Raw genomic sequence first — 2,831 nt, forward strand, 5'->3', positions numbered from 1 at the left:
GCTACCGCGAGCCCCGCCTCACGCCCTCACATGACACGCAATCGTTATCACATCGCTATCATCTGCCACTACAGTCACACCCGTTTACGAACAGGCTCTAAGACTTGGGGTGTGCGCACCGGGCTATCGGCGTGCCAACGAGCCGGTACCCTTTGCTGTTGTCGATCTCCGGGTTCGCCCCGGGCTGGAAGAGGACGATGATGTCGGAACCCCCGAACTGGAAGTAGCCGAACTCTTCTCCCTTGGCCATGTGCTTGCCCGCCACCGCGGTGAGCATGACCGAGGAGACATGGGCCATCCCCACGGGGACGATCGCGACGACTCCAATGTCGCCGTAAGCGGACTCGGAGGTGTCGAGGGTGACCACCCCCCGATTCTGGGTGAACTCGTATCCGCTGGTGGCGCTGTCGCTGGACTGGAATGCGCCGTTGCCGAGGGTCACCTGCATGAACACTTTGCCGCTGACTTGAAACGGCTCTCGTACCACTCCGGATACGGGCAGGTGAAAACGGTGGTAGGCCGACGGCGGCAGCATGTAGTGGACAAACGTTCCACCCGCGAAACTTTGGGCATAGTCGCTGCCCTCAATGAGCTGTTTGATGTTGCCGTACTTGTGGGTGTTCTTGATCGTGGTGGCGGGAATGTTTGAGTCGTCGTCGATGTCGTAGGCGTGCTGAAAGATGCAGTCGGCCGGCGAGGTGACGACCTTATTGGTTGCGGGCTCCGCTATCGGGCGCAGGCCCCCATTAAGTTCACGCGCGATGAACTGGTTGAACGTCAACCAACCGCTCGGCATGTTCGGCACACCGTTGACGAGTGACTCCTCCAAGCGGTATTCCGGTGCGTGGTCGATGAACGACTGCAGAATCTCCGGACTGAAGGATTCGGCGGTATCGAGGAAACTGCCCCATTGCCCGGTGAAGTCGGTCATCCACCCGCGGAACGCATCCGACGCCTGCGGAGCTGAGCCTTCCACAGCCTGGTCGACGAGAAAGTAGAAGTGCGCCGTGCGATCGCTGACCTCTTTCGCCTGTCGCTGCCCATGTTCTTGTTTCTGCCAGGCCTTTTGGTCGGTCTGCCGCGGCACCCACCGGATGAACGCCCGCAGGTAATCCTGGTATTCGTCGATGCTCGACGGCCAGTCCAGGGCCTCGTATAAGTCGGGCTTCAACTGCGCCTGCGCCGAGTCCCTCGCCTTGAGCAGAGACCGTTCAAGGCGACTGGCGAGCCCGTCCTGTTTCTCGAGGACGTCGCGGAGTTGGGTGAGGATCGAGTCGGGACCATGCATCTGTCACATTCCTTGCCTTGACTGTCGATTTCAAACGCGTACCCGCGGATATTGCGGGCAAACGGTGCCGCGGAGATTGGGCGCGAGGCGCATGGGTAGCCCGCCATAGTCTGCAACCCGGAAGGCACCATCATGATCACGCTCATCGCCGACGCTCCCGAATCGCTGACGCCAAGCGGTCCGCCGCGACGCCCACCACTGCGGGTGGGCGTGGTTCAGCATCGGTGGCGCGAAGACCGCGCCGAATTGACGCGCGTCTTGGGTGACGGGATCGCCCGGGCAGCGGCCGCCGGGGCACGGGCCGTGTTTCTGCCCGAATTGACTTTGTTGCGGTATCCGGGAGACGAGGACCCCGTCACCTCCGGCCGCGAAGGCGGAAGAACTAACGCAGGGGCCGACTTTCACATTCGCTGCAGAATGTGCCCGGGCGCACAACATTTTCATGCACGCGTCGCTGTATGAGAAAGCGCCCGCAGCGGATGGCCAGGATGACGGGCTGGGCTACAACACTGCCATTCTGGTGTCACCCGCTGGGGAGCTGGTCGCCCGGGTGCGCAAGATTCACGTCCCCGACTCCGCCGGTTACCACGAACGCCGTTATTTCCGGCCAAGCCCCGTCGACGGCAACCCGTACCCGGTGCACAGCCGCCTGGCCTCGGGGCGCGGCTGGGATTACCGACGTGCTGGGACCAATGGTTCGCCGAAGTGGCCCGCACCTACTGCCTACAAGGGGCCGAAATCGTCGTGTATCCCAGCGCGATCGGCTCCGAACCGTTGTATCCCGACTTCAACTCCGAACCGCTGTGGCGACAGGTCATCGTCGGAAACGGCATTGCCAACGCATTGTTCATGATCGTGATCAACCGCACCGGGAAAGAGGGCAAGCTGCGGTTCTACGGATCGTCCTTCATCTCAGACCCGTACGGACGGGTGCTCGTCCGCGCACCCCGGGATGAGGAGGCGCTGCTGATCGCCGACCTCGACCTCGACCAGCGGCGAGATTGGCTGCAAGCGTTCCCGATGTTGAGCTTGCGCCGCCCCGACAGCTACGGCGCGCTGGTCGACCCAAAGCTGCCCTTGAGCAGGAGCTGCGGTGTCAGGTAAGAACACCCGGAATTCGGATGCGGCGATGTAGTTGTCGCAGGCTTCGCCGATGTTGGAGTGGGGACAGGGGCCGGCGGCGTGAAAGCCCGTGTCGCACATGGCTACTGCGCCCGCCGCCCTGCCAAGAAGGAGGGGATAGGAGCGGCGTTGCGTAACGGCGTCGCACCCGCCGATGTTGAGGCGCAGTCACATCACCTGCGGATCACAAGCGGTCAGCGGCGAACGCAGCTCCCTTGTCAATCATCGCCCCGTCGTCCGGGCGGGAGCATCCCGGGTTTGATGCACACCTCGTTTTGTGTGACCCGGGGTGTCCGAGCTGACGGTGAGCGTAGTACCTGGACCCTGATCCGTTTTCCTGGCCTCCGATTCCCGCTTTGCCTTTCGCGCGCTCCGGGCCCGCAGGTGCTGTCAAGCGTAGTTTGCTTGATGGCGCCGAGGA

General features: G+C 62.7%; 1 protein-coding gene and 1 pseudogene. One reads left to right on the forward strand and one right to left on the reverse strand.

The features are described 5' to 3' along the window. Positions 1-97 precede the first annotated feature (97 nt). Positions 98-1,288 carry a phosphatidylserine decarboxylase gene (locus tag CDN38_RS28345; protein ID WP_075509579.1) on the reverse strand — a complete coding sequence of 397 codons (1,191 nt, stop codon included), beginning with the start codon at positions 1,286-1,288 and terminating at the stop codon, positions 98-100. A 132-nt stretch (positions 1,289-1,420) separates the two neighbouring features. On the opposite strand from CDN38_RS28345, the pseudogene CDN38_RS28350 reads away from it, so the two are divergent. Then, a pseudogene (locus tag CDN38_RS28350) lies at positions 1,421-2,392 on the forward strand (nitrilase-related carbon-nitrogen hydrolase). The last annotated feature ends 439 nt before the right edge of the window (positions 2,393-2,831 follow it).

It is taken from the genome of Mycobacterium ostraviense (genome assembly GCF_002705925.1).
GTDB lineage: Bacteria > Actinomycetota > Actinomycetes > Mycobacteriales > Mycobacteriaceae > Mycobacterium > Mycobacterium ostraviense.